21 protein-coding genes are annotated in these 24,784 nt (G+C 74.1%); 11 read left to right on the top strand and 10 right to left on the bottom strand.

Going from position 1 to position 24,784, the window contains the following annotated elements; all coding sequences use genetic code 11:
- The first annotated feature begins 128 nt into the window (after nucleotides 1-128).
- From BLT52_RS13915 to BLT52_RS13885, 7 genes are all read left to right on the top strand, one after another.
- On the top strand, nucleotides 129-2,246 hold the full coding sequence (locus BLT52_RS13915; RefSeq protein WP_172804046.1) for an alpha-1,4-glucan--maltose-1-phosphate maltosyltransferase: 2,118 nt from the start codon (nucleotides 129-131) through the stop codon (nucleotides 2,244-2,246).
- Nucleotides 2,243-3,655 carry a maltokinase N-terminal cap-like domain-containing protein gene (locus BLT52_RS21730; protein WP_090594404.1) on the top strand — a complete coding sequence of 471 codons (1,413 nt, stop codon included), beginning with the start codon at nucleotides 2,243-2,245 and terminating at the stop codon, nucleotides 3,653-3,655. Before BLT52_RS13915 ends, BLT52_RS21730 begins: the two co-directional genes overlap by 4 nt.
- A complete protein-coding gene (gene glgB, locus BLT52_RS13905; RefSeq protein WP_090594402.1) occupies nucleotides 3,655-5,823 on the top strand; it encodes a 1,4-alpha-glucan branching protein GlgB in 2,169 nt (722 codons plus the stop codon). The genes BLT52_RS21730 and glgB overlap by 1 nt, the downstream gene beginning before the upstream one ends.
- Nucleotides 5,820-6,620, top strand: coding sequence for an NUDIX hydrolase (locus BLT52_RS13900; protein WP_231946321.1), 801 nt, complete (start codon nucleotides 5,820-5,822; stop codon nucleotides 6,618-6,620). Before glgB ends, BLT52_RS13900 begins: the two co-directional genes overlap by 4 nt.
- A gap of 33 nt (nucleotides 6,621-6,653) precedes the next feature.
- The gene (locus tag BLT52_RS13895; protein WP_090594400.1) at nucleotides 6,654-7,145 is read left to right on the top strand and encodes a DUF6194 family protein; all 492 of its coding nucleotides are present in this window, start codon (nucleotides 6,654-6,656) and stop codon (nucleotides 7,143-7,145) included.
- A 479-nt stretch (nucleotides 7,146-7,624) separates the two neighbouring features.
- Nucleotides 7,625-9,172, top strand: a complete 1,548-nt coding sequence (locus BLT52_RS13890; RefSeq protein WP_090594399.1) for an alkaline phosphatase D family protein — start codon at nucleotides 7,625-7,627, stop codon at nucleotides 9,170-9,172.
- 11 nt (nucleotides 9,173-9,183) lie between these two features.
- Entirely contained in the window at nucleotides 9,184-10,026 is an 843-nt protein-coding gene (locus BLT52_RS13885) for a polysaccharide lyase family protein (protein WP_090594398.1), read from the top strand.
- Nucleotides 10,027-10,241: 215 nt separating this feature from the next.
- Here BLT52_RS13885 and BLT52_RS13880 read toward each other — a convergent pair whose 3' ends face one another.
- A complete protein-coding gene (locus BLT52_RS13880) occupies nucleotides 10,242-11,153 on the bottom strand; it encodes a tetratricopeptide repeat protein (RefSeq protein ID WP_090596776.1) in 912 nt (303 codons plus the stop codon).
- 155 nt (nucleotides 11,154-11,308) lie between these two features.
- Between BLT52_RS13880 and BLT52_RS13875 the strand changes: the two genes are divergently transcribed.
- Genes BLT52_RS13875 through BLT52_RS13865 form a run of 3 tightly spaced genes read left to right on the top strand, consistent with a single transcriptional unit; the run spans nucleotide 11,309 to nucleotide 14,415 of the window.
- On the top strand, nucleotides 11,309-12,307 hold the full coding sequence (locus tag BLT52_RS13875; RefSeq protein WP_157677139.1) for an aminoglycoside phosphotransferase family protein: 999 nt from the start codon (nucleotides 11,309-11,311) through the stop codon (nucleotides 12,305-12,307).
- 48 nt (nucleotides 12,308-12,355) lie between these two features.
- Nucleotides 12,356-13,984, top strand: a complete 1,629-nt coding sequence (gene pgm, locus BLT52_RS13870) for a phosphoglucomutase (alpha-D-glucose-1,6-bisphosphate-dependent) (RefSeq protein WP_090594395.1) — start codon at nucleotides 12,356-12,358, stop codon at nucleotides 13,982-13,984.
- Nucleotides 13,985-14,022: 38 nt separating this feature from the next.
- A complete protein-coding gene (locus tag BLT52_RS13865; protein WP_090594393.1) occupies nucleotides 14,023-14,415 on the top strand; it encodes a cupin domain-containing protein in 393 nt (130 codons plus the stop codon).
- A gap of 134 nt (nucleotides 14,416-14,549) precedes the next feature.
- Here BLT52_RS13865 and BLT52_RS13860 read toward each other — a convergent pair whose 3' ends face one another.
- The 3 genes from BLT52_RS13860 to BLT52_RS13850 form a co-directional block, all read right to left on the bottom strand.
- Entirely contained in the window at nucleotides 14,550-15,122 is a 573-nt protein-coding gene (locus tag BLT52_RS13860; protein ID WP_231946320.1) for a DUF1990 family protein, read from the bottom strand.
- Entirely contained in the window at nucleotides 15,119-16,756 is a 1,638-nt protein-coding gene (locus BLT52_RS13855) for an NAD(P)-binding protein (protein WP_090594391.1), read from the bottom strand. Before BLT52_RS13855 ends, BLT52_RS13860 begins: the two co-directional genes overlap by 4 nt.
- A 111-nt stretch (nucleotides 16,757-16,867) precedes the next feature.
- A complete protein-coding gene (locus tag BLT52_RS13850; RefSeq protein ID WP_090594390.1) occupies nucleotides 16,868-18,562 on the bottom strand; it encodes an acyl-CoA mutase large subunit family protein in 1,695 nt (564 codons plus the stop codon).
- Nucleotides 18,563-18,685: 123 nt separating this feature from the next.
- Here BLT52_RS13850 and BLT52_RS13845 point away from each other — a divergent pair, with 123 nt between their 5' ends.
- Nucleotides 18,686-20,002, top strand: coding sequence for an acylneuraminate cytidylyltransferase (locus tag BLT52_RS13845; RefSeq protein WP_090594388.1), 1,317 nt, complete (start codon nucleotides 18,686-18,688; stop codon nucleotides 20,000-20,002).
- Here the strand turns inward: BLT52_RS13845 and BLT52_RS13840 are convergent.
- The 6 genes from BLT52_RS13840 to BLT52_RS13820 form a co-directional block, all read right to left on the bottom strand.
- Complete coding sequence (locus BLT52_RS13840) at nucleotides 19,890-21,131, bottom strand: DUF6716 putative glycosyltransferase (protein WP_090594386.1); 1,242 nt, start codon at nucleotides 21,129-21,131, stop codon at nucleotides 19,890-19,892. The two genes, BLT52_RS13845 and BLT52_RS13840, sit on opposite strands and share 113 nt — an antisense overlap.
- Nucleotides 21,131-21,631, bottom strand: coding sequence for a MarR family winged helix-turn-helix transcriptional regulator (locus BLT52_RS13835; protein ID WP_090594385.1), 501 nt, complete (start codon nucleotides 21,629-21,631; stop codon nucleotides 21,131-21,133). The genes BLT52_RS13840 and BLT52_RS13835 overlap by 1 nt, the downstream gene beginning before the upstream one ends.
- Complete coding sequence (locus BLT52_RS13830) at nucleotides 21,631-22,251, bottom strand: PH domain-containing protein (protein WP_090594383.1); 621 nt, start codon at nucleotides 22,249-22,251, stop codon at nucleotides 21,631-21,633. The genes BLT52_RS13835 and BLT52_RS13830 overlap by 1 nt, the downstream gene beginning before the upstream one ends.
- A 22-nt stretch (nucleotides 22,252-22,273) precedes the next feature.
- Nucleotides 22,274-22,426 (bottom strand): hypothetical protein, encoded by a 153-nt coding sequence (locus BLT52_RS21075; protein ID WP_172804045.1) that lies wholly within the window; start codon nucleotides 22,424-22,426, stop codon nucleotides 22,274-22,276.
- Between the two features lie 102 nt (nucleotides 22,427-22,528).
- Nucleotides 22,529-23,524 carry a methylmalonyl Co-A mutase-associated GTPase MeaB gene (gene meaB / locus BLT52_RS13825; RefSeq protein WP_407922607.1) on the bottom strand — a complete coding sequence of 332 codons (996 nt, stop codon included), beginning with the start codon at nucleotides 23,522-23,524 and terminating at the stop codon, nucleotides 22,529-22,531.
- 3 nt (nucleotides 23,525-23,527) lie between these two features.
- Nucleotides 23,528-24,724 carry an acetyl-CoA C-acetyltransferase gene (locus BLT52_RS13820; protein ID WP_090594382.1) on the bottom strand — a complete coding sequence of 399 codons (1,197 nt, stop codon included), beginning with the start codon at nucleotides 24,722-24,724 and terminating at the stop codon, nucleotides 23,528-23,530.
- Between the last annotated feature and the right edge of the window lie 60 nt (nucleotides 24,725-24,784).

Below are 24,784 nucleotides of genomic sequence, written 5' to 3'. Positions count from 1 at the left end.
TGGATCGTGTCAGCAAGGTCGAGCAACGGTCACCGTGGTGTCGCCGTGGTGTCGTCGACCCGTCCGCCCCCGTGCCGGGAGGCGGCCCACCGCGCCACGGTGTCCGTCCCTCCCGCTACGTTGGGTTCGTGAGCACCACGCCCAGCGCCCAGCCCACCCCGCCCGCCGCGCGCGCCTCCGACCGCGTCCCCGCGGCCCCGGCCGCCCCCGCGGCCCAGCCCCCGCGCCCCTCCCTGGGGGTGCCCGTCGGCCGCATCCCCGTCGTCCAGGTGAGCCCCGTCGTCGAGGGGGGCGCCTACCCGGCCAAGGCCTCGGTCGGCGAGCGGCTCCCGATCCGCGCCAAGGTCTTCCGCGAGGGCCACGACGCCGTCAACGCCTCGGTGGTCCTGACCGACCCCGAGGGCGTCGAGCGCCGGGTCGCCATGACCGCGCTCCTGCCCGCGGGTCTGGACGACTGGGAGGCCTCCGTGGTCCTGGACCAGGAGGGTCCCTGGACCTTCCGGGTCGAGGGCTGGTCCGACCCCTGGGAGACCTGGGTGCACCACGCGGAGGCCAAGCTCCCGCTGGGCATCGACGTCGCCCTGGTCTGCCTGGAGGGCCAGCAGGTCGTCTCCGCCGCCGCGGAGGCCGCCGCCGCGAGCGGACACAACGGCGATGCCGCGCTGCTCCGCGGAACCGCGACGGCCCTCACCCCCGACAGCCCGCCCGAGGAGCTGATGGAGATCGGGCTCAGCCGCAGCGTCCGCCGGGCGATGGCCCAGCACGGGCCGCGCGAGCTGGTCTCCCCCACCCCGGACTACCCGCTGTTCTGCGACCGCCAGCGGGCCCTGTTCTCCTCCTGGTACGAGTTCTTCCCCCGCTCCCAGGGCGCCTACTGGGACGACGAGACCCAGCGCTGGGTGTCAGGCACCTTCGACTCCTCCCACGAGCGGCTCGAGGCCGCGGCGGCGATGGGCTTCGACATCGTCTACCTGCCACCGATCCACCCGATCGGCCGCAACTTCCGGAAGGGCCCGAACAACACCCTGACCCCCGGCCCGGACGACCCCGGGTCGCCGTGGGCGATCGGTGCCGCCGAGGGCGGGCACGACGCCATCCACCCCGACCTGGGTGACTTCGAGTCCTTCGACCGCTTCGTCGCGAAGGCCACCGAGCTGGGTCTCCAGGTGGCCCTGGACCTGGCGCTGCAGGCCTCGCCGGACCACCCCTGGGTGCGGGACCACCCCGAGTGGTTCTCGCTGCGCCCCGACGGCACCATCGCCTACGCGGAGAACCCGCCCAAGAAGTACCAGGACATCTACCCGGTCAACTTCGACCGGGACCCCGAGGGCATCTACGCCGAGGTGCTGCGCCTGGTCCGGTTCTGGATGGAGCGCGGCATCCGCGTCTTCCGGGTCGACAACCCCCACACCAAGCCGGTCAGCTTCTGGGCCTGGCTGCTGGCCGAGGTCCGTCGCACCGACCCCGACGTGATCTTCCTGGCCGAGGCCTTCACCAAGCCCGAGATGATGCGCACCCTGGGCAAGGTGGGCTACCAGCAGTCCTACACCTACTTCACCTGGCGCAACGAGAAGTGGGAGCTGGAGGAGTACCTGACCGAGGTCAGCCGCGAGACCGCGCACGTCATGCGGCCCAACTTCTTCGTCAACACCCCCGACATCAACCCGACCTTCCTGCAGAGCGGCCAACCCAGCGCCTTCACGATCCGCGCCGTGCTGGCCGCGACGATGTCGCCCACCTGGGGCGTCTACTCCGGCTTCGAGCTCTGCGAGCACGTCCCGCTGCGGGTGGGCGGTGAGGAGTACATGGACTCGGAGAAGTTCCAGTACCGCCCCCGCGACTACGACGCCCCGGGCAACCTCAACCTGCTGCTGGGGCGGCTCAACGCCATCCGCCGGGAGCACCCGGCCCTGCAGCAGCTGCGCGACACCCACCTGCACCACGCCCCGCACGCGGAGGTGCTCGCCTTCTCCAAGAGCGCCGGGGACGACCACGTGCTGGTGGTCTGCAGCCTCAACCAGCACGAGGTCCGCGAGAGCGAGGTGTACCTCGACCTGGCCGCCATGGGGCTCCCCGAGGACGCCGTGCTGGAGGTCCGCGACGAGCTGACCGGGCAGGTCTTCACCTGGGGGGCGCGCAACTTCGTCTCCCTCAGCCCCGCCTCGCCGGCCCACCTGCTCAGCGTGCGCTCGGTGAACGGGCGGCCGCTGCACCGGGCCCCCGGGACCGACGCGGGGACGCCGTGAGCGCGGACCTGCTGGACCACATCAGCCGGGCCCGCTGGTTCGGCGGGAAGGGTCGCGGGGCCGAGCTCCGCCGGGTCGACCCGCTGCCGTGGCTCACCCCGCCGGGGAGCTGGCCGGCGGTGCGCGCCGAGATCGCCGAGGTCGGCTACGACGACGACACCGTGGAGCAGTACCAGCTGCTGCTGTCCTACCGCCCCCTCGGCGACGGCTCGGCCGAGACGTCCCGGCTGGGTGAGGACGACCTCCCCCAGCTCGGTCGGGTGCACCGCCACGACGCCACCCGAGACCCCGAGGCCATGGCCGCGGTGCTCCGTGCGGTCGTCGAGGAGCGCGAGGTGTCCGCCGACGGCGCGGTCGTCCGCTGCCGCACGGTCGCCCCGCACCCGCTCGACGCCGCCCTGGCTCCGCGCCTGTTCGGCGGGGAGCAGTCCAACTCCTCGGTGATGTACGGCGAGGTGGCCATGCTCAAGGCGTTCCGCCGGCTGGAGCCGGGGCGCAACCTCGACATCGAGGTGCACCGGGCGCTGGCCGGGGACCCCCGGGCCCGGGCGGCGCGGCTGCACGGCTGGATCGAGGCGGAGTGGACCACCGGGTCCCGCCGTCACGACGCGGACCTGGCCATGGTCGTGGAGCAGCTGCACGACGCCCGCGACGGCTGGGACCTGGCGCTGGCCTCCTGCAGCGAGGACACCGACTTCACCGCCGAGGCCACCGCCCTGGGCGTCGCCCTGCGGGGCGTGCACGAGGCCCTGGCCGAGCACTTCCCCACCGGTGAGCTGGCCGGGGACGCACTGGCCCAGACGATGGCCAGGCGGCTGCACACCGCCCAGCGCGAGGCCCCCGAGCTCGCCGCGATGTCCGGTGAGCTCCGGTCGGTCTTCGACCGGGTCCGCCCCCTCGCACCCGCCACCCAGCGGGTGCACGGGGACTTCCACCTGGGGCAGACGCTGCTGACCAGCGACGGCTGGAAGATCATCGACTTCGAGGGCGAGCCGATGAAGACGATGGACGAGCGCCGGGAGCCGGACTCGCCCTGGCGCGACGTCGCCGGGCTGCTGCGCTCCTTCGACTACGCCGCGGGCAGCGCCGCCGCAGCCGCCGCGGCCTCGGCCGAGCTGGCCGGGGACGCGGCCGCGGCCGCGCGCTCCGCGCACGCCTGGGCCGCGGCCTGCACCGGGGCCTTCCTGGCCGGCTACACCGGTGGCACGGCCCTGGCCGGTGGGGAGACCTCGCTGCTGGCCGCCTACGTGGCCGACAAGGCGGTCTACGAGGTGGTCTACGAGGTCCGCAACCGCCCGGCCTGGGTAGGCATCCCGTTGCGGGCGCTGGAGCGCCTCGTCGACACCGACGAGGAGCGCGGCGACACCGCCCCCGAGCACCACGCACCCGAGAACCGAGAGGACCGTTGATGGCATTCGACCGCGAGGGAGGCCTGCGCGGCTGGGACTTCGAGGGGTTCCACGCCGGCCACGACACCGAGTCCTGGCGCCGGCTGGGCGCGCACGTGCTCACCGTGGCCGATGACGAGCGCGGCTCCGTCGACGGCACCCGCTTCTCGGTCTGGGCGCCCAACGCCCAGCGCGTGCAGCTGATCGGCGACTTCAACCACTACGTGCCCGGCGAGCACGAGATGCAGCTGGTCCCGGGCTCGGGGGTCTGGGCGCTGTTCGTCGAGGGTGTCGGCGCCGGCGCGGTCTACAAGTACCGCGTCCAGGGGGCCGACGGGGTCTGGCGCGACAAGGCCGACCCGATGGCCCGCCAGGCCGAGGGCCTGCCCTCGACCGGCTCGATCGTGCACCAGAGCGGCTACCAGTGGCAGGACGCGGAGTGGCTGGAGCGCCGGGCCGCCGCCCGGCCGCACGCCGAGCCGATGAGCGTCTACGAGGTGCACCTGCCGTCCTGGCGGCCCGGGCTGACCTACTCCGAGATGGCCGACCAGCTGGTGGAGTACGTCACCTGGCAGGGGTTCACCCACGTGGAGCTGATCGGCGTGGCCCACCACCCGTTCCTCGGCTCCTGGGGCTACCAGGTGACGGGGTACTTCGCGCCGTTCGCCTCGCTGGGTTCACCGGACGACCTGCGCTACCTGATCGACCGGCTGCACCAGGCCGGCGTCGGCGTGATCATGGACTGGGTGCCGGGGCACTTCGCCAGCGACCCGTGGGCGCTGGCCAACTTCGACGGCACCTCGATCTACGAGCACCCCGACCCGCGGCTGGGCCAGCACCTGGACTGGGGCACCTACATCTTCGACTTCGGGCGCAGCGAGGTGAAGTCGTTCCTGGTCTCCAGCGCGCTGTTCTGGGTCGACCAGTTCCACATCGACGGACTGCGCGTGGACGCCGTCGCCTCGATGCTCTACCTGGACTACTCCCGCGAAGAGGGCCAGTGGGTCCCCAACCGCTACGGCGGCCGGGAGAACCTGGAGGCCGTCGAGCTGCTCAAGACGGTCAACGCCCACCTGTACCAGCGGGTGCCCGGGGTGATCACCGTGGCCGAGGAGTCGACCTCCTGGCCCGGGGTGACCCGGCCGGTGCACGAGGGCGGGCTGGGCTTCGGCTTCAAGTGGAACATGGGCTGGATGAACGACTCCCTGCGCTACATCTCCCGGGAGCCGGTGCACCGCCAGTACCACCACAGCGAGATCACCTTCGGGCTGGTCTACGCCTTCTCGGAGAACTTCGTGCTGCCGATCAGCCACGACGAGGTCGTGCACGGCAAGGGCTCCATGCTGGGCAAGGTCCCCGAGGACGACTGGCGCAAGTTCGCCACCCTGCGCGCCTTGTACGCCCTGCAGTGGTGCCACCCCGGCAAGCAGCTGCTGTTCATGGGCACCGAGTTCGGCCAGCGGTCGGAGTTCAGCGAGGACCGCGGTCCGGACTGGATGGCCACCAGCCACTGGGGCCACCGGGGTCTGCAGCGGCTGGTCAAGGACCTCAACGACACCTACCGGGCCCACCCGCCGCTGTGGGAGCTGGACAACGACCACCGCGGCTTCCAGTGGATCGAGGCCGACGACGCCGGCGGCAACGTCTTCTCCTTCCTGCGCTACGACGAGCACGGCGGGGCGATGGCCTGTGTGGTCAACTTCGCCACCGAGCCCCGGCGTGACTACCGGATCGGGCTGCCCCGGGACGGGCGGTGGCGCGAGGTGCTCAACACCGACGCCGAGATCTACGACGGGACCGGCGCCTACGGCAACCTGGGCGCGGTCACCGCGGTCGAGGTCGGCTCCCACGGGTTGCCGGCCAGCGCCGCGGTCACCGTGCCACCGCTGGGGGCCGTCTGGCTGGTGCACGACCCGGAGCTGAGCGCCGGGGAGGCTGCGGACCAGGCCGTCGAGACGGCTCCGGAGCAGGCCTCGGACGTGCCCGCGCTCGAGGCACCGGCTCCGACGGAGTCCGAGACGCCGACGGAGGCTCCCGCCGCTCCGGGGACCGCCCCGACCGCGAGTGCCGGCACGGCACCCGCGCGCCGGGCGGCCGAGGCCGGCCCTGGTGACCGGGGCCGCAAGGGCGGCAAGGCCGGGAAGGGCGGGAAGGCCGCCCGCCGGTCCTCGGGGACCGGCAGCAGGTGAGCGTCCCCGACGACGCAGGGTCGACCCGGCTGACCATCCGGGTCGACCAGAACGACGGCGTCGGGACGCTCAGCTGGGCGGTCACCACCAGTGCTGAGGCCCTCGCCCAGGCGTTGAGCGCGGTGGGCGACGAGTCGATCCTCGGCAACGAGCTGCGTCGCCTCGAGGTCTCGCTCCCGGTCTCGGACCGGGTCGGTCGGCGTGCCCTGCACCGGGCCGGGTTCCGCCAGGAGGGGGTGCGCCGGCTGGCCCTGCGCACCGGGCCGGACGGCTTCGAGGACGTCGTCCTCTACGCCCGGCTGGCCAGCGACGTGGTGCACGGCCCCGAGGGCTTCTCCGGGGTGATGACCACGGTGCTGCCCCGCACCCGGGTGATCGCCCACGTCCTGTTCCGGGACGAGGAGGGCGCCTACCTCTTCTGCCGCACCACCTTCAAGGAGGACTGGGAGCTGCCCGGCGGGGTGGTCGAGCCGCACGAGTCCCCACGGGCCGGTGCGGTACGTGAGGTCCGTGAGGAGCTCGGCATCGACGTCGAGCTGGGCCCCGTGCTCGCGGTGGACTGGCTGCCGCCCTACCTGGGCTGGGACGACGCGGTCGAGCTGATCTTCGACGGCGGGGTCCTCACCCCCGAGCAGGTGGCCTCGTTCGTGCTCGAGCCCCACGAGATCGCCGCCGTGCACTGGGTGACGCCGGAGACGGCCTACCCGCAGCTGCGCCCCGGGGCCGCGCGCCGGCTGCAGCACCTGCTCGCCCACCCGGGCGGCACCGCCTACCTGGAGGACGGCTCCCCCGCCTGACCGCACGGGCGGGGAGGACGGGAGGATGGGGCCATGACCCTGCAGCAGCTCCTCGACTTCGTCCGCACCCTCGACGGCGCCCTGATCTGGTCGCCGGAGGAGGGCAGCGACACCCCGCCGATCGCCTGGGGGGACCACTTCTTCTACCACGCCCCCGACGGCCAGGTACCGCCCAACGTTCAGCCCTACGGCACGGTCGTGACCAAGAACTACCCCGACGACACCGCCTCCGACCTCGACGGTGAGGGCCGGTGGCGGGTCAACGTCCACGTCGGACGTGACCGCTTCGAGGAGCTGACCGGCGGCGAGGGCCCCCAGGACCTGGGGACCTCCGACTTCTCGGTCGTCGACACCGTGCTGCCGCACCCGGTCTACCGGGCCCTGGGCTGGGTCTGCGTGGTCAACCCCGGCGAGCGCACCTCCGACGTCGTGGTGAGCATGCTGCGCGACGCCCACGGCGACGCGGTGGCGCGGGCCGAGCGCCGCGGTGAGGTGACCAGCCAGGACGACACCCCGACGGGCTGAGCCGAGCCCCACCGTCGAGCCGCGTCGCGTTGGCTCCCGGGCTCCTGATCAGGACCGGGTCGTCGCCAGCCCGGCGGTCTGGACCTGCCTGCGTCGCTGGGGCCGAGGGTCTGGCAGGAGCCAGCAGCCGCTCGCGGGCTGTCTTCCAGCTCCTCCTTGGGCCCTTGAGCGGACGTCGTCACCGGTAACCCGGTCCTCGCGCTTCCTGGTTAGCCGCCGGCGACGGAGATCGGCCGCTCAGGCCAGGTGCTGGCCTTCTCCCTCCTGCGAACGAGAGGTCGGCGGGCCACGCTGCCTCCCGTCGACCGCGGCCGCGTCATGTCCGTCCGCGCCCGCTCGGCACCGCCACAGCCGCAGGCCGCTCCTCCGGCGGCGTGGGGTCGTCGTCCGCGGGACTCCGCCCCCTCACCTCGCCATGGGTTCGCGTTCACCCGGTCCCAGCAGGCTCGTCGAGCCACACCCGACGACCGAGGAGACCGATGTCTGCGCCCACTTCCCCACGGCTGAGCCGCCGCCGCCTGCTCCAGGTCGGCGGCGTTAGCGCCGCCACCATCGCCCTGGGGATCAGCGCCCCCGAGCAGGCCGGCGCCGACCCCGTCGGGCGCGACGAGCTCTTCGGGCTGGGGGTCGCCAGCGGGGCCCCGCGCCCGGACGGGATGGTGCTGTGGACCCGGCTGGCCCCCGAGCCGGTGGCCCCCGACGGACACGGCGGGATGCCGCTCCGCCCGGTCCCGGTCCGGTGGGACGTGGCCACCGACGACCGCTTCCGCGACGTCGTCGCCCAGGGTCACGCCCTGGCCCAGCCCGAGCTGGCCCACGCGGTGCACCCCCGTGTCACCGGGCTGGAGCCCGGGACCGAGTACTTCTACCGCTTCCGCGTCGGCCGCGGCCGCAGCCCCGTCGGACGCTTCCGGACGCTGCCGGCGCCCGGGGAGACGCCGGAGCGCTTCTCCTTCGGCGTCACCTCCTGCCAGGCCTGGTACCACGGCCACTTCACCGCCCACCGCCACCTGGCCCAGGAGCCCGACCTGGACCTGGCCGTCTTCGTCGGCGACTACATCTACGAGTACGGCATCACCGCCAGCAACCTGTGGCGCGATGGCGCGTCGGTCGGGCAGGCCTCGACGGTGGAGGTGGAGACCCTGGAGCAGTACCGGGTGCGCTACGGGCTGTTCAAGAGCGACCCCCACCTGCAGCGGCTGCACGCCCGGGTACCGGCGGTCCTCACCTGGGACGACCACGAGGTGCAGAACAACTACGTCGGGGCCTCCTCGGCCTACGGCCTGCCCGACGACCTGTTCGCCCACCGGGTCGCCGTTGCGTACCGGGCCTTCTACGAGAACCTGCCGATGGACGTCGACGCGATGCCCGAGGGCCCGGTCGGCGATGTCACCACCGGGCTCGACGTGGGCCGCCTGGCCCGCTTCTCGATGCTCGACACCCGCCAGTTCCGCGACCCGGCGGCGACCACGCCCGCAGAGCGGCTCGACCCCGGCCGCAGCATGCTGGGGAAGGAGCAGGAGCACTGGGTGACCGAGCGGCTCGAGGGCTCGCCGGCCACCTGGAACCTGCTGGCCTCGGGGGTCGTCGTCTCACCGATCAGCGACGACCGCAGCGACCAGTGGGACGGCTACCCGGCCGCCCGGCAGCGTCTGCTCACCTCCATGGGGCGCAGCCGCAACGGCGTCGTGCTCACCGGTGACATCCACAAGCACGTGGCCTCCGAGCTGCGCGTCGACCCCACCGACCCGTCCGCGGGCAATGCCGGGGTCGAGCTGATCTGCACCTCGGTGGCCTCCGACGGCGACGGCGCACCGACCGACGGCTTCACCGCGGACTGGGTGCGTCACGACTACGTCAAGCTCTACGACGGTCGGCGCGGCTACGTCCACGTCACCCTCACCCCGGAGCAGATGGAGTCGACCTTCGTGGTCGTGCCCTGGGTCGAGGCCGACGACACCGCACCGCGGCAGGTCGTCGCCCGCTTCACCACCCCCGCCGGCCAGCCCCGTCTCGACCGGGCCTGAAGGAGAACGTCATGAGCCGTCCCCCCGCCGTCACCGGCCTGCGCGCCGAGAGCGCCATCACCCGCAGCACCATCAGCTGGACCTCGCTCGGCTTCGACCCGCTGATCGACCACTACCGGGTCCACGCCGTCCGCGGTCGGCAGACCTCCTTCGAGCCGAGCGAGACCAATCTGGTCGCCAAGAGCGTGTACCCGCGCCTCGTCCACGCCGGTCTTGACCCGCTGGGCGAGACCTGGAGCTACCGCGTCGTCGCCCGCGACGACGCCGGCCGGCTGGGACGTCCCAGTGCGGTCATCACCGCGACGTCCACCCCCTCGGTGGTCGGCACCGGCACGCCGGTGGCCACGATCGGCGAGTTCGACGGCAGGACGCTGGAGCACCGCTTCGCCCCCGGTGGGTACGCGCAGATCCCGACCACCTACCCGGACGCCACCTTCGACTACGTCCAGGGTCGCGACACCCCGGGCACGGCCTGGCCCTACCTGCTGCCCGGTCCCGGTGACGCCTGGGCCGGCCGCAAGGTCTACCGGGCGCGCTGGTCCTTCGACCTGCCCGGTGCCCCGGCCGCCGATCACGACCTGGCCATCTGGCTGGTCGACACCACCAGGCTGGGCGGCACGCTGGAGGTGCTGGTCAACGACCGCGAGCTCGCCAGGATCGTCCTGCCCCAGGGCGGGACGAGGGGCTCGCGGGAGGGCGACGCCACCGTCCCCGGCTCGACGCTGGTCCGCTCCTACTTCGAGCCCGAGATGCCGGCCGGGATGCTGCAGCCGGGCACCAACCGGATCGAGCTCGTGCTGGCCAGCGGTGGCTGGGTGGCCTGGGACGCCGTCGGGCTCTTCGCCCGCGACTGACCGGGAGGCCCGGGGACCTCTTCGTCCTCGGGCCGAGGACCCCGGCCGGCTCCCCATGCCGCTCGGGCGGCTCGGGGCCGCGCCGGACCGCGCTGACGTCCACGTCGTCACCGCGTGCTGACGGTGGCCGTCGCCCGCGTGCGGTGCTCAGATCAGGCCGGTGCTCAGAACAGTGCGGTGCTCAGAACAGTGCGGTGCTCAGAACAGCGCGGTGCTCAGAACAGCGCGGTGGTCAGCGCCCGCCGGGCCTTGAGCACCCGCGGGTCGCTGGAGCCGATCGTCTCGAAGAGGGCCAGCAGCCGCTTGCGCGCGGCCTCCCGCTCCTCCCCCGGGTGGTCGCGGACGAAGGTGATCAGCCGCTCGAAGGCCAGCTCCGGGACCCCGGTCACCACCTCGACGTCGGCGGCCGCGGTGACCGCGTCCAGGTCGTCGGGAGCGGCGTCCGCGGCGGCCAGCACGGCCTGCGGGTCGACGCCGGTGGTGCGGGCCAGCAGCCCGGCCTGGGCCTTGCCGGCAGCGGCCTCGGCGTCCTTGGGGTCGGCAGCCAGCAACGCGTCGAACTCGGCCTCCGCGGCAGCGAAGTCACCGCGCTCGAGGGCGGCGTCGGCGGCGGCGAAGCGGGGGTCCGGCTCGTCCTCGGCGACCTCGCCCGCACCGGCTGCGGCGGCCACCGGCTCGGCGGTGCCGACCACGCCGTTGGCCACCGCGGCCTGGAGCAGCTGGTCGAGGTAGGCCTGGATCTGCTGCTTGGGCAGGACGCCCTGGAACAGCGGGACCGGCTGCCCCATCAGCACCCCGAGGACCATCGGCACCTGCTGGACCCCGAGCGCCTGGGCGATCTGGGTCTCCACGTCGACGTCGACACGGCCGAGCAGGAACTTCCCGCCGGCGGCCTGGGCCAGCTCGGCCAGGTCGCGGCTCAGCTCGGCGGCCCCCTGCGCCCGCGGGGAGTGGATCTCCAGCACCACCGGGTGCTGCTGGCTCCGACCCACCAGGTCGTTGAAGGTCGCCGCGGTGACGTCGAGCACCCACGAGCGCCCGCCGGCGGCCGGCTGCCCCTGGGAGGCGCGGTTGGCGAGGGAGGAGAGGTCGACGGCACCGGGCCGGCTGAAGCTGGAGGAGGTCATCAGGTGCATCCTTCGTGACGTGCTGAGCGACCGTCGAGCGGTCCGTCCAGCAGCCGAGACTACTGGGCCCCGGGCACCCCACGCACCGTCCCGCCCGGGTCCTGCCCGCCGACAACCCGGTGGCCGACGCCGAACCCGGGCGGCACGATGGCCGGGTGCGCGCCTCCGCCGACCCCCGGCACCCCGGGCCGTCGCTGCCCGCCACCTACCTGCGCGGTCGGCGGACCGGCTGGGCGGCCGCGCCGCCGGAGGTGCAGGTCTTCGTGCAGGGGCAGCTCGGTCAGGACGTCCTCCGGTGCGAGGACCGGGTCGGCGGCATGTCCACGGGGGTGGCGGCCGTCGTGCACGGCAGTACCAGGAGCCTCTTCGTCAAGGCGATCGCGCACGACGACAACCCCGTCGGGCACGAGCTGTACCGACGTGAGGCTGCGGTCGCGGCCCGGCTCCCGGCGCTGCCCCACGTGCCGGCCTTCGTGGCGGAGGCCGACGTGCCCACGCGGGGCGGTCGGTGGGCGGTGATCGTCCAGGAGGCCGTCGACGGCGACCCGGTCAGGCACCCGTGGTCCCGGGCCGACGTGGTGGACGTGCTCGACGCCTGGCAGGGCGTGGCCCCGGTCCTGCACACGACGAGCTGGGACGTCTCGGCCGAGGTCGGCGCCTTCCTGCGCGGCTGGCGGGCCGTGCACGACGACCCGGACGACCTGTGGTCGGAGCTGTTGCGCCCCTGGCGGACGCGGCTCGAGGAGATGGACGCCCACGTCGACGGTTCCGCCCTCCACCCGCCGGTGCTGGGTCACCTGGACCTGCGTGCCGACAACGTGCTGCGTGACGACCGGGGCGGGGTGTGGTTCCTGGACTGGGCCCATCCTGGTTCCACGGCCCCCTGGACCGACCCCGCCGTGCTGCTCGCCGACGTCGTCGCCTCCGGTGGGGACCGGCTGGACGGTGGGGAGGTGGACGTGAGCGGGTTGTGGCGCACGCACCCCGTGGCCGGCGGCGTCGACGTCGAGCTGATGCGGGCCGTGGTGGTCGGCCTGGCCGCGGCGCTGCACCAGCGCTCACGCCAGCCCGACCTACCCGGGCTACCGCACCGTCGGAGCTGGACCCGCGCCATGGCGGCGGGCCTGCGACCCTTCCTGCTGCGGCACCGCTGAGGCGACCGGGGTGGTGGACGTCGGAGGGGGTGGGCCAGGATGGGGCCCATGGCACACGCGCGCGCCGGGCAGCCCGCCCGCCCCGAGGACCTGATCGACGTCGACCAGGTGGTGGGGGCCTACTACGACCGCACCCCCGACCCCTCCGACCCCGACCAGCGGGTGGTCTTCGGCACCTCCGGGCACCGCGGCTCCTCGCTGGACACCGCCTTCAACGAGGCCCACATCGCCGCCACCACCCAGGCGATCGTGGAGTACCGGGCCAGCCAGGGCACCACCGGTCCGCTCTACCTGGGCAAGGACACCCACGCGCTCTCCGGGCCCGCCTGGCGCACCGCGATCGAGGTGCTGCACGCCCACGGCGTCCCGGTGCTGGCCGAGCGCGACGACGAGTACACCCCGACCCCGGCGGTCTCGCGGGCCATCGTGGTGCACAACGCCGGGCGCACCGCCGACCTGGCCGACGGCATCGTCGTGACCCCGTCGCACAACCCGCCCCGCGACGGCGGCTTCAAGTACAACCCGCCGCACGGCGGCCCCGCGGGCTCCGACGCGACCAAGGTCATCGCCGACCGGGCCAACGAGCTGCTCGCCGACCCCTCGGTGGTGCTGCGCACGCCCTACGAGCGGGCCGGGACCGAGATCGGGCGCTTCGACTACCGCACCGCCTACTGCACCGACCTGGCCAGCGCCCTGGACCTCGACGCGATCCGCGCCGCCGGGGTGCGGATCGGCGCGGACCCGATGGGCGGGGCCAGCGTGCAGTACTGGGAGTGGATCGCGGAGAACCTGGGACTGGACCTGACCGTGGTCAACCCCGAGGTCGACCCGCGCTGGGCCTTCATGACCCTGGACACCGACGGCAAGATCCGGATGGACTGCTCCTCCCCGGACGCGATGGCCTCCCTGATCGGCAACCGTGACCGCTTCGACGTGGCCACCGGCAACGACGCCGACGCCGACCGGCACGGCATCGTCACCCCCGACGCGGGCCTGATGAACCCCAACGCCTACCTGGCCGTCGCCATCTCCTACCTCTTCGCCCACCGCGACGGCTGGCCGGCCGGCGCGGGTATCGGCAAGACGCTGGTCTCCTCCTCGCTGATCGACAAGGTCGCCGCCGAGCTGGGACGTCCGATGGTGGAGGTCCCGGTCGGGTTCAAGTGGTTCGTCCCCGGTCTGCAGGACGGCTCGATCGGGTTCGGCGGGGAGGAGTCGGCCGGTGCGTCGTTCCTGGCCCGCGACGGCAGCACCTGGACCACGGACAAGGACGGCATCCTGCTGACCCTGCTGGCGAGCGAGATCCTCGCGGTGACCGGACGCTCCCCGAGCCAGCTCTACGCCAAGATCGAGGAGCGGCACGGCGCCTCCAGCTACGCCCGCACCGACGCCCCCGCCACCCGCGAGCAGAAGGCCCGCCTGTCCGGGCTGGACGCCTCCGCGATCACCGCCGACACCCTGGCCGGGGACCCCATCACCGCGGTGCTGACCACCGCCCCGGGCAACGACGCGCCGATCGGCGGGCTCAAGGTGGTCAGCGAGCACGCCTGGTTCGCCGCCCGCCCCTCCGGCACCGAGGACGTCTACAAGATCTACGCCGAGTCACTGCGCGACGCCGACCACCTGGCCCGGGTCCAGGCGGAGGCCAAGGAGGTCGTGGACGCCGTCCTCGGCTGACCTCGTCCGCGGCGGCCCGATCACCTCAAGGAGGACCCGTGTCCCACCTCAGCGCCACGACGATCACGGCGGAGCTCGAGCGCGTCACCGAGCACTGGACGCCGAGGGTCATCGGTCAGGTGAACAACCAGTACGTCAAGGTGGCCAAGCTGCTCGGCGAGCTGGTGTGGCACGCCCACGAGGAGGAGGACGAGATGTTCCTCGTCGTCTCCGGCGATCTGCGGATCCAGCTCGAGGGGGACCGGGAGGTGCGGCTCGGCCCGGGTGAGTTCTTCGTCGTGCCCCGCGGGGTCCGGCACAACCCGGTGGCTGAGGAGGAGGTCGAGATCGTCCTCATCGAGACCGTCACCACCGCGCACACCGGGGACGTGGTCGTCGACGGCACGGTGCCGCTCGCCCGCCAGGTCGACTCGTTCTCCTCCAGCGCGTGACAGGCCCCTCAGTCGCGTGAGCGTGCGCCGGGGTGGCCGACCTCGCCATCCCCTGCGTGCGGGCCGCCACGACGTCCGCAGGGGGCACCCGTCGCTGGCTCAGGGACCTCGTACCCGCTGAGCCCTCCGCGGACTCAGGAGCGCCCCAGGACGGACAGGTAGTGCCACGCGGCGACGTGCTGCAGCCGTCGGCCGACCGGGCCGCCGAGGCGGGTGTACCACGTGCCGCCACGCGACAGCGCCGAGACGACGCCCACCACCCGGTCTCCGCGTCGCTCCAGCCAGAACGCCTCCTCACCGACCTCCGGGTGCCCGGGGAGCGTGCCGTAGGCGAAGCCCACCAGGTCGGGCCCGGTCCGCACCGCCAGCACCCGGACCGGCGCTCGCACCGGCCCGATCCCCAGCACCGCGACCGTGCCCGGCTGCAGCGGGGACGTCTCGGCCCGCACCCCGATCCGGCTGCCCAGCTGCAGCTGCCAGGTGAGCAGCGCCCGCCCGGCGGCCTCCCACCGGTCGGCCGGCACCTCTCGGGTGTGGTGCAGCCGGTGCCAGCCCCGTCCCGGGGAGGGCACGCCGGTGCCGTCGGGGTCGAGCAGCGCCCCGGGCTCCCACGCCCCGGCGTAGCTGAGCGGGGCGGCCCGCCAGCGCTCGACCTCCGCAGCAGGCATCGGCTCCGCGACCCGGGTCCTGCCCCGCGCGTCGCTCACGCCGACCTCCGCCCGACCGGGTCCGCACCGTGCAGCCGGGACAGCAGCTCGGCCAGCCCGGTGCGGGTCGCCGCCACGGCCAGCCGGTCCCCGGCGGACAGGGGCGTGTCGTCCGGTCGCCAGGACCAGACGCCGCCGGGGCGCTGCACGGCCAGCAGCCGCACCAGGCCGGGACGCTCGACGACCGACGGCGGCAGCGTCCCGCCGAGCTCGTCGGTGATCGTCAGCTCGGTGAAGATCAGCACCCGCCTCCCCACCGGGAAGATCGTCTCCGAGTGCCGGCCCAGGGTGGCGGCGGCGAAGGCCGGGGCGGCCAGCACCGAGACGCTGCGGGTCGGACCGAGGTCCATGGTCCGCTCCACCCGGGCGGCCAGGGCGTGGTCGAAGAGCCGGGTGACCACCCGGACCCGGGGGTTGACCTCCTTGGCCACCAGCGCGATCTCCAGGTTGGCCGCGTCGTCGTCGGTCAGGGCGAGCACCACGTCGGCCCGGTCGATCCCGGCCACCTCGAGCGCGGCGGTGTCGGTGCCCTCGGCGATCACCACCGGCACCTTCAGCTGCCGGGCCCGTCGCACCCCGAGGCCGTCCTCGTCGCGCTCGACCGCCACCACCGCCACCCGCCGCTCGTGCAGCCGGAGCATCACCGAGGTGCCGATCCGGCCCAGCCCGCAGACCACCACGTGGTGGCGGGGCTTGCCCCGCACGCCACCGGTGAGCGCGGCCAGCCGGCTGGTGACGAGCAGGTCCACCACCACCGCGGTGATGCCGGCGGACAGGGTCAGGCCGAACAGCTGGATCACCACGGCCCCGAAGCGCGCCACCAGCGGCAGCGCCTCCACCTCGACGTCCACCCCGGTCTGGGTGGAGGTGGTCAGCGCGAGGTAGAGCGCCTGCCACCAGCCGACCCCGTTGAGCCGGAAGTACGCCGCCGAGGCGGCGATCAGCGCGACGAGCCCGAGCAGCACCCACCGCAGCCGCCGGTCGAAGGTGCGTCGCAGCGCCCCGGGCAGCCCGGTGGTCCGCACCGATCCGCCGGCGCGCCCGATGATCTCGGTGCCGAGGACCAGGTCCCCGTCGACGGGGAGCAGCGCGTCGGTGCCCACCCGGGTGGTGTCGCCGAGCACGGCCAGCAGCTCACCTCCCACGCGGTCCCGGGCCCCGGCGACCACCGGGCGCCCGGCCAGCTCGAAGGTCTCCACCTCCGAGCTCTCCAGCGCCGCGGCCACGATCGAGGGCGCGGCGATCTCCGCGGCGGAGAGGACCACGCACTCCCCCAGCAGCGGTTCCAGCCGGCGGGCCAGGTCGGGGTTGGCCATCTCCAGCACCAGCCGGACCCCGGGGCACATCTCCTCCACCATCAGCGCGACCCGGATGACGTTGACGTCGTCGGCGCCCAGCACCACCACGCAGCGGGCCCGGGGGGCACCGGCCTCGCGCAGCTCCGCCTCCCCGACCCGGCGGACCGGCAGCACCCGGGCGCCCGCCTCGGCCAGCTCGTCGTCGTGGTCGTCGTCGCCGACGCGGGTCAGCGCCACCACCCGCTCACCGGACTTCTGCAGCTCCTCGGCGAGCCGGACCGCGGTGGAGGTGGCGCCCACGACGACCACGTGGTCCTCGTGACGGTCCGGGGTCATGGGGCGGAGCCTACGGTCCCACCGGCCGAGCGACGCACCTCGCCGCGGGCCGGACCAGAGCCGGCGCCCCCGGGGCCGCCGGTGGCGGTGCGGGGAGCCCCGTCCGGGCCGTCAGAACCGGGCGGGCTCGGTGTAGGTGCCCCACTCCTCGCGGAGCAGGTCGCAGATCTCACCCAGGGTCGCCTCGGCCCGGACGGCGGCCAGCATCGGCTCGATCGTCGACCCGGTGCCGCGGGCCACCCGACGCAGCTCGGCCAGCGTGCGGGCGACCTCGGCGTCGTCGCGGGAGGCCCGCCGCTCGGCCAGCACCCGTCGCTGCTCGGCCTCCACCTCGTGGCTGACCCGGAGGATCTCCAGCTCGCCGGTGACGGTGCCGGTGTGGCAGTTGACCCCGACCACCCGCTTGTCCCCCTTCTCCACCGCCACCTGGTGGCGGAAGGCGGACTCGGCGATCTCCCCGGTGAACCAGCCGTCCTCGATGCCGCGCAGCAGCCCCGAGGTGATCGGGCCGATCGGGTGCGCCGAGCGCCGCTCCCCCATCGCCTCGATCCGGGCGAACACCGCCTCCGCCTCGGCCTCGAGCCGGTCGGTGAGCTCCTCGACGTACCAGGAGCCGCCGAGCGGGTCGGCCACGTTGAGCACCCCGGTCTCCTCGGCCAGCACCTGCTGGGTGCGCAGGGCGATCTCCGCGGACCGCTCGGTGGGCAGCGCCAGGGTCTCGTCCAGGGCGTTGGTGTGCAGCGAGTTCGTCCCGCCCAGCACGGCCGCCATCGCCTCCACCGCGGTGCGGACCACGTTGTTGTACGGCTGCTGGGCGGTCAGCGAGACCCCCGCGGTCTGGGTGTGGAACCGCAGCCACTGGGCCCGCGGCGTGGTGGCCCCGAAGCGGTCGCGCATCCACCGCGCCCAGATCCGCCGGGCGGCACGGAACTTGGCGATCTCCTCGAAGAAGTCCAGGTGGGCGTCGAAGAAGAAGCTCAGGCCGGGGGCGAAGACGTCCACGTCCAGCCCGCGGGAGAGGCCGAGCTCGACGTAGCCGAACCCGTCGGCCAGGGTGAAGGCCAGCTCCTGCGCCGCCGTCGCCCCGGCCTCGCGGATGTGGTAGCCGGAGACGCTGAGCGGCTTGTAGCGCGGCATGGTGGCCGTGGTGTGCTCCATCAGGTCACCGATCAGCCGCAGGTGCGGCTCGGGGTCGAAGATCCACTCCTTCTGGGCGATGTACTCCTTGTAGATGTCGGTCTGCAGGGTGCCGTCGAGCCGCGCCGGGTCGACGCCCTGGCGCTCGGCGGCCACCACGTACATGCAGAACACCGGCACCGCCGGGCCGGAGATGGTCATCGACGTGGTCACGGCACCGAGGTCGATCCGGTCGAAGAGCACCTCCATGTCGGCCGCGGAGTCCACCGCCACCCCGCAGTGGCCGACCTCGCCGAGGCAGCGGGGGTCGTCGGAGTCGCGGCCCATCAGGGTGGGCATGTCGAAGGCCACGCTGAGCCCACCGCCCCCGCCGTCCAGGATCATCCGGTAGCGCTCGTTGGTCTGCCGGGCGCTGCCGAACCCGGCGAACTGCCGGATGGTCCAGGGGCGACCGCGGTAGCCGGTGGCGTGCAGCCCGCGCGTGAAGGGGAACTCACCGGGCCAGCCGATCCGGTCCACCCGCGGGTCGGCGGCCTCGTCCGGTGGTCCGTAGACGGGGTCGACCTGGGCCCCGGACAGCGTCGTGAAGTCGGCCTCGCGCACCTGACCGCGCCGCTCCGCCTCCCGGTAGGCCCGCTCCCACCGCGCCCGTCCCGCTCCTGCCGCCATCACGACCTCCTCGTCGTCCCCTCCGATACTAGGACGTCCTAGTAGCTGCTCCCAGGGGTGCGTGACCTGCGGGTGGCCGGACGTTCACCTGGCGTCCACCTGCACGTCCTACAGTCGCCGCCCGTGACCACTGTCGCCATCATCCCGGCCCGGGGCGGCTCCCAGGGCGTCCCCGGCAAGAACCTCCGACTGATCGGCGGCATCCCGCTGATCGCCCGGGCGGTGCACGCCAGCCGCGCCGCGCACCGGGTCGACCTCGTGGTGGTCACCACCGACGACGCCCAGATCGCCGCCGCCGCCCGCTCCGCCGGGGCGGAGGTGATCGACCGCCCGGCCGCCCTGGCCGACCACACCGCCTCCTCGGAGTCCGCGCTGCTGCACGCCCTGGACGAGCTGGAGCGACGTGGCGTCGCGGCGGACGTGATGGTCTTCGTCCAGTGCACCAGCCCCTTCATCCGCGGGGAGGACATCGACGCCGGCATCGCCCAGGTGACCGAGGGCGGGGCCGACACCACCTTCTCCGCGGTGGAGAGCTACGAGTTCCTCTGGCGCGACGCCGACGCGGACCTCGAGCCGGGCCGGGGCCCGGTGGTGGGCCAGAACCACGACGCCGCCGTCCGCCCCCGACGCCAGGACCGCCGCCCGGACTTCCGTGAGACCGGGGCCTTCTACGTGATGCGCACCGACGGCTTCCGGGCCCACCGGCACCGCTTCTTCGGCCGCACCCAGGTGGTCCCGGTCTCCGAGCTGGCCAGCCTGGAGATCGACACCGCCGAGGAGCTGGCGGTGGCCGACGCCTTCGCCCACGTCCTGGACCGCGGGCTGGAGGACGACCCGACGGTGCCCGGGCAGATCGACGTGGACGCCGTGATCACCGACTTCGACGGCGTGCACACCCCCGACACCGCCTACGTCGACCAGGACGGCCGCGAGACGGTCCGGGTCAGCCGCGCCGACGGCCTGGGGGTGTCCTTCCTGCGCCAGGCCGGGGTCCCCTTCCTGATCCTCTCCCGGGAGCGGAACCCCGTGGTGACGGCCCGGGCGGCCAAGATGGGGGTCGACGTGCTGCAGGGGGTGGACGACAAGACCACCGCGATCCGTGCGTGGCTCGACGAGCGCGGTCTGGACCCCACCCGGACCGCCTACGTGGGCAACGACGTGAACGACCTCGGCCCGCTCTCGGTGGTCGGCTGGCCGGTCGCGGTGCGGGACTCCCACCCGCTGGTGCTGCAGGTGGCACGGGTCGTGCTGAGCCGGCCCGCCGGCGGCGGTGCGGTGCGCGAGCTCGCCGAGCGGGTGCTGGCCGCGCGTGCGGGCTCGGCCGAGCTCATCTCCGCCGTAGCCGGTGGAGCAGTGGGTTGGCGGCACTCCACACCCACGCTGGCAGCAGCACGCGAGCCTGCCGGCGCAGCACCCGACGCGGACGCGCCGCCGGCCTGAGCGCCACGGGCCCCAGCCCTCCGGTCACGCGGCGGCGCTCCACCAGCTCCTCCAGCCGCACCCGCCAGCCGTCCTCGGCCGCGGGGTGGAAGTAGTTGTCGTGCAGCCAGGACGGCTCGGGCTCGCTCCAGCGGTCGGCGACCACGTCCTCCAGCCCGTGCAGCAGACCCGACCCGGTGAAGACCAGGTTGATCATCTCCGCCGAGACCCCGAAGTCGTCCAGGACGGTGGTGGGCACCCCGGCGTGCAGCGCCTCGAGCGCGGCGGTGGAGGAGACGGTGACGAACCCGTGCGCCTCGTCCAGCGCCTCGGCCATCGAGCCGGCCCGGAAGGTGACGCGGTCGGTCGGCCAGCCGTGCCGGGCGGCCACCCCGGGCCACAGCTCGGCGTAGGACCACTCCTCGTGGTGGGTCTGCTGCTCCCCCGCCAGCGCCCGCACCTTGACCACCGGGCGCAGCGGTGCCGGGACCGCGGCCAGCCGGGTCAGCAGGTGCTCGCGCTCCTCCCGGGTGGTCGGCACCTTGGCCTGGGCGGCGAAGACGACGTCGGTGCCGCCGGGCTCGGCCCGGGTGCGGCGGCGCAGGAAGGGCAGGGTGGCCAGCACGAACTCGGTCCGCACCCCGATCTCCTGGGCCACCAGCCGGTGCTCGCGGCACTCCCGGTGGCTGTGCAGGACGAAGAGGTCGCACCCGTCGCGCCGCCGGATGCCCCGGCGCCGCGGCGGGTGGCTGATCCCCGGCAGCCCCGTCACCAGCACCGGGCGGCGGCGACCGCGCAGCAACGGGTAGTCCATCAGGGCCCGGACCACCGGGCCGGTGGCGGCCAGCAGCACGGCGTCCGGACGCAGCCGCGCCAGCAGGGTCAGCGTGCGGGTGAAGGACACCGGGGCGATCGGGCGTCCCGCAGCGGCCAGCACCTGGGCCGGCGAGGGGGTGATCGGGGAGGCGACCAGCAGCACCCGGACCTGCCAGCCCTCACCGAGCTGGGCCACCAGGGCGGCCGACCACTTGAGGTAGGAGTCGCTGTCGGCGACCACCACCAGCCGGCGCGGACGTCCACCCGGGGTGGCCGGAGGGCCCGCGGGCGCGGTGCCGGGACCGTCGGCCGACGGCGTGTCGATCAGGGCCATCAGAAGTCCCCGGCCGCCGCCCGCGGACCCCGGAGCAGGCTGGAGAGCGCGTCGCACTCGGTCTCGCTGAGCGAGGTCAGGCCGAACCCGGCGGCGGTGATCAGGTCGGTGGCCTGCTGCAGCACCCGGCGCCCGGACTCGGTGATCGCCGCCAGCACCGCCCGCCCGTCGTCGGGGTGCGGGCGACGCTCGATCAGCCCCGCGGCGTCCAGACGCTGCGCCAGGGACGTGACGGAGGTGGCGTGCACCTGCAACCGCTCCCCGATCTTGCCGAGCGGGAGGTAGCCGCGCCGGCTGAACGACAGCAGCACCAGCACCTCGTAGCGGGCGAAGGTCAGACCCAGCGGGCGGAGCAGCTCGTCGAGCTCGCTCAGCACCAGCTGGTGCACCCGCATCAGCGAGGTCACCGCGCGCATCCGCGCCACCTCGGGGTGGCGCTGGGACCACTGGTCGGCCGCCCGCTCGATCGGGTCGAAGGGGAGGCGGTGCCGTTCAGCCATCAGGTTCCGTCCGCTCCCTGCTCGGGGTCCGGTCGACCCGCACCCTGCTCCCGCGGCCCGCGGACCCCGGGGGCCGCGACCGCCGCGCCGTCGTCGCCCGAGACTGCCATGCTCCGACGCACCCCGGAGCGCTGGATCACCCGTTGGATCGTCAGGTCGCGCTCGTCCGGACGCCCCACCCAGCGGATGTCGCGCAGGCCCTGGTCCTGGGCTGCGGACTCGAAGACGAAGTGGCCGTAGCCGAAGACCCGTCCCGCCAGCGGCTTGTGCACCGCGATGTCGAGGATCCGTTGGATCGGCATGGTGGCCAGGTGCTGGCTGAAGATCCCGGTGACCCGGAACACCCGCATGTTGGTGATGACGAAGCGGTCCATGTGCGCGGACTGGATCTGGTACAGGCACACCACCGCGCCGGCCAGCCCGAGCACCAGCAGCAGCCACCAGGCGGCCCCGACGAAGGGCATCGCGGCCAGCACCAGGGTGCAGGCCACCAGCCCGCTCACCCAGCCTCCCACCGCCACCCAGTGCTTGCGCACCTCGTCGATGACCACCTCGCCCTCGTCGGCGATCAGGTGCCGGTCGACCTGCGGGTCGACCAGCCCCGACAGCACGGACCCCATCGCCCCGCCCGCCGACCTGGCCTCAGGCCGCCAGCTCGTCGAAGAAGGTGGCGATGGAGCCGAAGGCGCCGACGAAACCGCGCACCGCGGCGGCGGCGTCCTCGGGACGGGTGAACAGGTAGAAGAGCGCGAAGGCCACCACCAGGATCACGACGATCTTCTTGACCCAGCTCATCGAAGTCCTCCGGGGAAGTAGGAAGGGGGAGGTCGCACACATCATGCCCGCTCCGGGACCCGTCCGGGCGCAGGCGGGCCGATCCCGGCGCGCCGGGGACGCTCAGCGGCCGGCCAGCAGGTCCGCCGCGGCCTGGTAGGGGTCCTGCTCCCCCTCGCTGACCGCGGCGGCCAGCTCGTCCAGCCGGGGACCGGCCGAGCGGCGGAAGTCGGCGCGGACCCGGGCCAGGGCCAGCGCCTCGATCTCCTCCCGCGCCCGCCGCCGGCGGCGCCGGGCCCACCCGCCGCCGGCCCGCTGGCTCTCGGCGTGGGCGGTCACCGCCTCCAGCAGCTCCTCGATCCCCTCCCCCCGGGAGGCGACGGTCCGGACCACCGGCGGGCGCCAGGCGTCCGGTGCCGCGGGGGCGCCCATCGACAGCATCGTCCGCAGGTCGCGGACCACCGCCTGGACGCCGTCCCGGTCGGCCTTGTTGACCACGAAGACGTCGCCCACCTCGAGGATCCCGGCCTTGGCCACCTGGATCGCGTCGCCGGTCCCCGGGGCGAGCAGCACGCAGGTGGTGTCGGCACAGGCGCTCACCTCGACCTCGGACTGGCCGACCCCCACCGTCTCCACCAGCACCACGTCGCAGCCGGCCGCGTCCAGCACCCGCAGCGCCGCCGGGGCCGCGGCCGACAGCCCGCCGAGGTGGCCCCGGGTGGCCATCGACCGGATGAACACGCCACGGTCCAGGGCGTGGTCCTGCATCCGCACCCGGTCCCCCAGCAGCGCACCGCCGGTGAAGGGCGAGGAGGGGTCGATGGCCAGCACGCCCACCACCTGCCCCCGCGCCCGGAGGGCCTGCACCAGCGCCGTGGTGGTGGTGGACTTGCCGACGCCGGGTGAGCCCGTCAGGCCGACCACGTGCGCCCGCCCGCTGGTGGGGGCCAGCTCGGCCATCAGCGCCGGCAGCTGCGGCGCGCCGTCCTCGACCAGGCTGATCAGCCGGCCGACGGCGCGCGGGCGCCCCGCCCTGGCCTGCTCGACCAGGGCCCGCAGCGACCCGAGGTCGTCGGCGTCGGTGCGCGGGGGGCCACCGGAGGTGGGCGGGGCGGCCACCGCTCAGCCGAGCGCGCGGAGCACCAGGGCGTCGCCCTGGCCACCGCCGCCGCAGAGGGCCGCCACCCCGTGGCCACGGCCCCGCCGGGCCAGCTCGAGGGCCAGGTGCAGGACCAGCCGTGCGCCGGAGGCGCCGATCGGGTGGCCGAGGGCGATCGCCCCGCCGTGCACGTTGACCCGCTGCTCCACCTGCTCCTCGTCCAGGCCGAGGTCGCGCGCGCTGGCCAGACCCACCGCGGCGAACGCCTCGTTGATCTCGATCAGGTCCAGGTCCTCCACACCGATCCCGGCCCGCTCGCACGCCCGGCGGGTGGCGGCGGCGGGCTGCAGCTGCAGGCTCGAGTCCGGCCCGGCCACCTGCCCGTAGCCGAGCACCTCCACCAGCGGCCTCGCCCCGAGCCGCTCGGCCGCCTCCTGGCTCATCACCACGCAGGCCGCGGCTCCGTCGGAGATGGGGCTGGAGGAGGCGGCGGTGATCGTCCCGTCGACGGCGAAGGCCGGACGCAGGCCGGCCAGGGACTCCGCCGTGGCCGAGCCGCGCACCCCCTCGTCGGCGTCGACCAGCACCGGCTCACCACGACGCTGCGGGACGCTGACCGCCACCAGCTCCTCGGCCAGCACACCGGAGGCCTGCGCGGCGGCGGCCAGGCGGTGCGAGCGGGCCGCGAAGGCGTCCTGGTCCTCGCGGCTGACGTGCAGTGCGCCGGTGTTGCGGCTCTCGGTGAGGGCTCCCATGGCCTGGTCGGTCCACACGTCCCAGAGCCCGTCGTGGGCCATGTGGTCGCGCAGGGTGACGTCGCCGTAGCGGTGCCCGGTCCGCGAGCCCGGGAGCAGGTGGGGGGCCTGGCTCATCGACTCCATGCCGCCGGCCACCACCACGTCGCACTCCCCGGCCCGGATCATCTGGTCGGCCAGGGCCACCGCGGCCAGACCGGAGAGGCACACCTTGTTGATGGTGAGAGCGGGGACGTCCATCGCGATCCCGCCCTTCACCGCGGCCTGGCGGGCGGGCAGCTGACCGGTCCCGGCCTGCAGCACCTGCCCCATCACGACCTGGTCGACCTGACCGGCGTCGACGCCCGAGCGCTCCAGCGCCGCGGCGATCGCCAGCCCGCCGAGGTCGGTGGCGGAGTGGGCGGAGAGGGCTCCCAGCAGCTTGCCGAAGGGCGTCCGCGCCCCTCCCACGACGACCGACCCCATCAGCTGACCCTCCCGTTCGGCGACCCGCAGCCACGTCGGTGCGGACCCGTCCAGCCTAGT

It is taken from the genome of Auraticoccus monumenti (assembly GCF_900101785.1).
In the GTDB taxonomy this organism is placed as follows: Bacteria; Actinomycetota; Actinomycetes; order Propionibacteriales; family Propionibacteriaceae; genus Auraticoccus; species Auraticoccus monumenti.
This window is presented reverse-complemented; position numbering and strand designations above follow the sequence as displayed.